Raw genomic sequence first — 6,772 nt, forward strand, 5'->3', positions numbered from 1 at the left:
GACGAGGGAGGAGACCGTGACAGCGAAGCGCATCGTCAAGGCTGCAGCGATCCAGATCGCGCCCGATCTGGAGACGCCGAGTGGAACCGTCGATCGGATCCTGGCAGCCGTTGCAGAAGCGGCCGGCAAGGGCGTCCAGTTCGCCGTGTTCCCGGAGACGCTGGTTCCCTGGTATCCGTATTTTTCCTTCGTCCGCCCGCCGGTCCTGAGCGGCGCCGAGCATATCCAACTCTACGACCACGCCGTCCTGGTGCCGGGCCCAGTGACCGACGCCGTCGCCCAAGCGGCCAAGCGCCATGCCATGGTGATCGTGCTCGGCGTCAACGAGCGCGATCACGGCTCGCTCTATAATGCGCAGCTCGTATTCGATGCCACCGGCGCGATCGTGCTGAAGCGCCGCAAGATCACACCCACCTTCCACGAACGCATGATCTGGGGCCAGGGCGATGGCGCCGGACTGAAGGTGGCCGATACGGCCGTCGGCCGCGTCGGCGCGCTCGCCTGCTGGGAGCACTACAATCCCCTCGCCCGCTACGCGCTGATGGCGCAGCACGAGGAAATTCACGCGGCGCAATTTCCGGGATCGCTGGTCGGACAGATCTTCGCCGACCAGATCGAGGTGACGATCCGCCACCATGCACTCGAAAGCGGTTGCTTCGTCGTCAACGCCACCGGCTGGCTCTCCGAGGAGCAGATCGCGAAGATCTCGCCGGACGAAGGCCTGCGCAAGGGCCTGCGCGGCGGCTGCATGACCGCGATCGTCTCGCCGGAAGGCAATCACCTCGTCCCGCCGCTCACCAGCGGCGAGGGAATTCTGATCGCCGATCTCGACATGGCTCTGATCACCAAGCGCAAGCGGATGATGGACTCGGTCGGCCATTATGCCCGCCCGGAGCTTTTGTCGCTCGTGCTCAACGACCAGCCGGCGCGTCCGATGCACGGCCTTCACCCCAATCGCCTCATGCCCAATCCGGGAGACGTATCCGATGACACAGCAGATGCCGCACGAGCGACTCAAGGCGATGCCGACCGAGCAGTTGATCAACGAGTTGCAGTCCTTCGGAGTACGCCTCGCTGATCCCAGGAACGGCGGCATCAGCCGCCGCGGTGGCGCCGGCCCCTCGGACCACACGCCATTCACCATCGATGGTTCCACAGTGATGGTGCCGGTCCATAATGCACCGGCGTTCGAGAGCCCATACCTCGTCGAGCGGCCCGACGCCGCGGGCCGCAGCCGCATCTCGCGCGACGGCATCGTTCTGGCTGACGTCTCGTTCCCGCTGGGGCCGAAATTCTACGAGCTCTCTACCGCCGACGGCATTCCCTATTCCAAGATCGCGACGCTGCATGGGCGTGACGTGCTCGCAACCACGGTGCTGCAGACATGCATCCGCTACCAGAGCCGCACCAAGACCTGCCAGTTCTGCGCGATCGGCCAGTCGCTCGCGGCCGGACGCACGGTCGAGCGCAAGACGCCGGCGCAGCTTGCCGAAGTCGCCAAGGCCGCGGTCGAACTCGACGGCGTGCGTCACATGGTGATGACCACGGGCACGCCGCGCACCTCCGATCGCGGTGCGGCGATCCTTGCCGAGAGCGCCGCGGCCGTCAAAGCCGCCGTCGACCTGCCGATCCAGGCGCAATGCGAGCCGCCGGATGATTTCGCCTGGTTCGGCCGCATGAAGGATGCCGGCGTCGATGCGCTCGGCATGCATCTGGAAGTCATCGGCGCCGACGTGCGGCAACGGATCATGCCGGGCAAGGCGCAGGTTTCCATCGACGACTATTTCGAGGCCTTCGCGGCGGCGGTGCCGGTGTTCGGCCGCGGTCAGGTCTCGACGTATATCCTCGCCGGTCTCGGCGACAGCCCGGCAGAGATTCTGGCCACCTCGCAGCGCCTTATCGACATCGGTGTCTATCCATTCGTTGTTCCCTTCGTACCGATCGCCGGCACGCCGCTGGAGAGTCATCCGACGCCTCCCCCATCTTTCATGCACGACATCCTGCGTCCGCTCGCGGACATGCTGCGGGCCGGGGACTTGCGCGCTTCCGACATCAAGGCGGGCTGCGGCAAATGCGGCGCCTGCTCGGCGCTGTCGACCTATGAGCGGAGGGCCATCGCATGATCTTCGAATCCTTCAAGCCGTTCATCGCGCCTGAATTCCAGGTGAAGTTCGCGACCGAAGCCTGGGAGAAGGCTGCGGCCGCTGCGCTCCGCCGCCGGGTGTTCTGCGAGGAGCAGCACGTCTTCGCCGATGATGATCGCGATGCCACCGACGACTGCGCCATTCCGCTGGTGGCCGTGTCGTTGCTCGGCGTCGTCGAGGACGACGTTGTCGGCACCGTACGTATTCACCGCGATGACCATGAACCCGATGTCTGGTGGGGATCGCGGCTGGCGGTTGCGAGGAACTACCGCCGGCTGAGCGCGGTCGGCGCCGGCCTGATCCGGCTCGCGGTGTCGTCCGCGCACGCGCGCGGCTGCCGGCGTTTCCTGGCCAATGTCCAGAGCCAGAATGCGCTGCTGTTCCAGCACATGCACTGGCGCTCGCTCGGCGAGTTCGAGCTGCACGGCCGCCCGCATCACCGCATGGAGGCCGACCTCGATCACTATCCGCCATTCCGCACTCCTGAGACCGGCTTCCTCTCGCTGGCGAAACTGGCGGCCTGATCATGCTCTCCGGTGCCGCCATCGATGCTCTTGCGGAACGGCTGCGGCAGAGCCGCGGCATCGCCGCCAAGGCCGACATCGCCGCGGTGGCCGCCGCGCTCGAGCTGTCGGGCGATCAGGCAATCCCGGTGGGCGACGACTGTGCGGCAATTCCGGATGGTGACGGCCACCTCCTGTTTGCCATCGAAGGCTTCATGAACGAGTTCGTCGCCGCGGATCCCTGGTTCGCCGGCTGGTGCGGCGCGATGGTCAACATCTCCGATGTCGCGGCGATGGGCGGCCGGCCCACCGCGATCGTCAATGCGATCTGGTCAGATGGCGCGGATAACGCATCGCCGATCCTCGCCGGCCTGAAGGCGGCGGCGAAGGCGTTCGGGGTCCCCATCATCGGCGGCCACACCAATATTCGCAGCAGCCAGAGCCAATTCGCGGTCGCGATCCTCGGCCGTGCCAAGCGGCTGCTGACCAGCTTCGATGCGAAGCCAGGCGACAAGCTCGTTGCCGCGATCGATCTTCGCGGCCGCTACCGCGAGCCGTTCGCGAACTGGGAAGCGGCAACCGATGCGCCGCCGGAACGGCTGCGCGGCGACATCGAGATCCTGCCGTCGGTTGCCGAGTCCGGGCTCGCGCGCGCCGCCAAGGACATCAGCCAGGGCGGCATCGTCGGCACCGCCGCGATGCTCGCCGAGTGCTCGCAGGTGGCGCTCGCCATCGATCTCGACGCGATCCCGATTCCGGACGGCGTTCCGCTGGAACGCTGGCTGCAGACCTTTCCGAGCTTCGGCTATCTCTTGTCGGTCAAGCCGGAACATCTCGACGAAGCGCTCGTCCGTTTCCGCGAGCGCGGCATCGCCGCCGCGTCGGTCGGCGACGTGATGGCGGGGACCACGGTCGACATTCGCGCCGGCTCCGACCGCGCGACGGTGTGGGATTTCGCGCAGCAGTCGTTGATCGGCTGCGGCCCCGCCAGGCGTCGGATCCAGCGGAGCGTCGCATGAGCGCTTCGTCCGCGCGGCTCCGCATCGCGATCCTGACCCACTCGACCAACCCGCGTGGCGGCGTGGTGCACGCGCTCGAGCTCGCGGACGCCTTGACGAGGCTCGGCCATGCCGCCATCGTGCATGCGCCCGATCGCACCGGCAAGAGCTTCTTCCGTTCCAGTCTCGCGCCGACCATATCAGTGCCGGCGTCGGCGGTGTCTGATGACGTCACGTCGATGGTGGAAACGCGCATCGCGGATTATGTGCGGCATTTCGAGAATCCCGCGCATCGGCAATTCGATGTCTACCATGCCCAGGACGGCATCTCCGGCAATGCGCTGGCGACGCTGAAGCAACGCCGGCTGATCCAGAGTTACGTCCGCACCGTGCACCACGTCGACGATTTCAGCGATGCGCGGCTGCGCCAGCTCGACCAGCGCTCGATCGTTCTCGCCGATCACCTCTTTGTCGTCAGCCGGATGTGGCAGGAGCGACTGAGGATCGAATTGGCCTGCACCTCTACGCTGGTCGGCAACGGCGTCGATACCAATCGCTATTCGCCTGTCGCCAATGCCGGCGACCACGCACTCCGCGCCCGTCTCGGGCTTCGCGAGGGACCAGTGCTGCTGGCGATTGGCGGCATCGAGCAGCGCAAGAACACCCATGCCATCCTCGATGCCTTCAGCCAGGTGCATGCCATCCACCGCTCCGCGCAGCTCGTGATCGCCGGCGGCGCTTCGCTGCTCGATCATGGCGCCTACCAGCGGCAATTCCGGCTGCGGCTGCAGGATGCCGGCGTGCCGACAGGTGCGGTGATCGAGACCGGGCCGCTTGCCGATACTGAGATGCCATCGCTCTATCGGCTTTCGGACGCCCTGGTCTTCCCGTCGCTGCGCGAGGGCTTTGGCCTCGTCGTACTCGAAGCGACGGCGAGCGGCGTCCCCGTGATCGTCTCGCACATCCCGCCCTTCACCGAATATCTCGGCGCGGACGACGTTGCCTGGTGCGATCCGCATCAGGCGGGCTCGATTGCGAATGCCATCATCAGCGCGCTGTCCGAACCGCTTCGCTCCCGCCTCGCCGCGAACGGACGTAACGTCGCCGAACGTCACGATTGGAGCCGCACCGCTGAGGCGCACCTTCCAGCCTATCGCCGCATGAGCGAGGTGCATTATGCCTGAAATGCGTTTCCATGTGCGCTGGCCGGATGAAAGCATCGAGGTCTGCTATTCGCCTTCGCTGGTGATCAAGGACCATCTCGCCGTCGGCGCGACCTACTCGCTCGCCGACTTCCGGGAGCGCAGCCGCATCGCGCTGACGATCGCAGCAGAGCGCGTCCGCGAGAAATACGGCTTCTTCTGCACGCGCGCGCTCGGTCAACTCGCCCGGATCGAGGAAACGGCCGGCCGATTCGAGGCCATGCCAGAGGCCTCCGTCACCATCGTTTCGTTCGAAGAATAACAGGAGGTCATGATGCCTGATCTGGACTCTCACTACCCGGTCGTCGTGATCGGCGGCGGACAGGCTGGCCTTGCGATGAGCGCGCAGCTCAGCCGGCACGAGATCAACCATGTGGTGCTGGAGAAGAACAGCATCGCCCATTCCTGGAAGACGCAGCGCTGGGACGCGTTCTGCCTGGTGACGCCGAACTGGCAGTGCCAGCTCCCCGGCTTTCCCTATGCCGGCAACGATCCGCACGGCTTCATGCTGCGCGACGAGATCGTCGGCTATATCGAGGACTATGCCAGGCACATCGCGGCTCCGGTCCGTGAAGGCGTTGCGGTCATCAGGCTGAGGCAGGTAGACGGAAGATTCCTGCTCGAGACGACCGCGGGCGGGATCACTGCTGATAGCGTCGTGCTCGCGGTGAGTGGATATCATGTTCCCAAAGTGCCTGAGTTCGCCGAGCGGCTGGACCCGGCCATCACGCAGATCCATTCGTCCGCCTATCGCAATCCGGACCAGTTGCCGCCGGGCGAGATCTTCGTGGTCGGCAGCGGCCAGTCCGGCTGCCAGATCGCCGAGGACCTGCATCTGGCCGGCCGCAAGGTTCATCTCGCGGTGGGCAGCGCGCCGCGCTGTCCCCGCTTCTACCGCGGCCGCGACGCCGTCGACTGGCTCGATGATCTCGGCCAATACGATCTGCCGGTGGATCAGCATCCGCTGCGTGAAAAGGTTCGCAGGAATGCCAACCACTATCTCACCGGCGGCGATGGCGGCCGCGACATCGATCTGCGCAGGTTTGCACTCGAAGGCATGAAGCTCTACGGGCGCCTGCAGGACGCGCGCAGCACCACGTTGCGGCTCGGCGATGATCTAAAGACCAACCTCGACAATGCCGATCGGGTCTACAACGGCATCTGCAGCCTGATCGACGACCACATTGCGAGAGGCGGGATCGATGCGCCGCTGACGCCGCACTATGCGCCGGTGTGGTCGCCCGCGGAGACCCCGACGGAGCTCGATCTTGCGGCGGCCGGCATCACCAGCATCATCTGGACCACCGGCTTTCGTTCGGACTGGTCGTGGGTCGATTTACCGATGTTCGACGGCGCGGGTTACCCCACGCACAAGCGCGGTGTCACCTCGGTCGATGGTGCCTATGTGATCGGATTGCCCTGGCTTTACACCTGGGGTTCGGGCCGGTTCGTCGGCATCGGACGCGACACGGAATTCGTGGCGGATCATATCGTGGGCCGGCGGAGCGCGGTACAGGAGAATGCAACTCGCGCAGATGGGCGCGTGCTCGCGCTCGATACGGCGGGTTAAGCTCTGTCGTTGGTATTGCTTTGGCGCTTCTCGCACCGGCGTCGTCCCCGCGAAGGCGGGGGACCCATAACCACAGGCCGATGTGACCTGCTCCGCTGTGACCGGCTGCCCGCGCCATAACATCTCCCGGTGGTTATGGGTCCCGGGTCAAGCCCGGGACGACGTGGGGAGAGATCACGATTCAAATGTCAAACAGCGAGGGGATGTAAGTTCGCGTTCTCGCGGCGCGTTGCGTCCGAGCTTTTCGTCTCGTTTCACCCTCCTCGATAGCAGAGGGTGCAGGGAAAGCCGGGTGCCGGTTGCACCCATGGGCCCCGTGCAACAAAAAGCACGGGGGTAGGACCACAGGTTCAAC

General features: G+C 65.6%; 7 protein-coding genes. All 7 read left to right on the forward strand.

Annotation, left to right across the window (positions count from 1 at the left end; translation table 11 throughout):
* Positions 1-16: 16 nt before the first annotated feature.
* Genes AC5ZG5_RS21725 through AC5ZG5_RS21755 form a run of 7 tightly spaced genes read left to right on the forward strand, consistent with a single transcriptional unit; the run spans position 17 to position 6,417 of the window.
* The gene (locus AC5ZG5_RS21725) at positions 17-1,078 is read left to right on the forward strand and encodes a Nit6803 family nitrilase (RefSeq protein WP_456643181.1); all 1,062 of its coding nucleotides are present in this window, start codon (positions 17-19) and stop codon (positions 1,076-1,078) included.
* A complete protein-coding gene (locus AC5ZG5_RS21730) occupies positions 987-2,123 on the forward strand; it encodes an MSMEG_0568 family radical SAM protein (protein WP_456643182.1) in 1,137 nt (378 codons plus the stop codon). Before AC5ZG5_RS21725 ends, AC5ZG5_RS21730 begins: the two co-directional genes overlap by 92 nt.
* On the forward strand, positions 2,120-2,668 hold the full coding sequence (locus AC5ZG5_RS21735; RefSeq protein WP_456643183.1) for an MSMEG_0567/Sll0786 family nitrogen starvation N-acetyltransferase: 549 nt from the start codon (positions 2,120-2,122) through the stop codon (positions 2,666-2,668). Before AC5ZG5_RS21730 ends, AC5ZG5_RS21735 begins: the two co-directional genes overlap by 4 nt.
* A 2-nt stretch (positions 2,669-2,670) precedes the next feature.
* Positions 2,671-3,666 carry a sll0787 family AIR synthase-like protein gene (locus AC5ZG5_RS21740; RefSeq protein ID WP_456643184.1) on the forward strand — a complete coding sequence of 332 codons (996 nt, stop codon included), beginning with the start codon at positions 2,671-2,673 and terminating at the stop codon, positions 3,664-3,666.
* Positions 3,663-4,829 carry an MSMEG_0565 family glycosyltransferase gene (locus tag AC5ZG5_RS21745; RefSeq protein WP_456643185.1) on the forward strand — a complete coding sequence of 389 codons (1,167 nt, stop codon included), beginning with the start codon at positions 3,663-3,665 and terminating at the stop codon, positions 4,827-4,829. The genes AC5ZG5_RS21740 and AC5ZG5_RS21745 overlap by 4 nt, the downstream gene beginning before the upstream one ends.
* Positions 4,822-5,109, forward strand: a complete 288-nt coding sequence (locus AC5ZG5_RS21750) for an MSMEG_0570 family nitrogen starvation response protein (protein ID WP_130223711.1) — start codon at positions 4,822-4,824, stop codon at positions 5,107-5,109. Before AC5ZG5_RS21745 ends, AC5ZG5_RS21750 begins: the two co-directional genes overlap by 8 nt.
* Positions 5,110-5,121: 12 nt before the next feature.
* Positions 5,122-6,417, forward strand: coding sequence for an MSMEG_0569 family flavin-dependent oxidoreductase (locus AC5ZG5_RS21755; protein WP_456643186.1), 1,296 nt, complete (start codon positions 5,122-5,124; stop codon positions 6,415-6,417).
* Positions 6,418-6,772: the final 355 nt, after the last annotated feature.

It is taken from the genome of Bradyrhizobium sp. Ses1 (genome assembly GCF_059512365.1).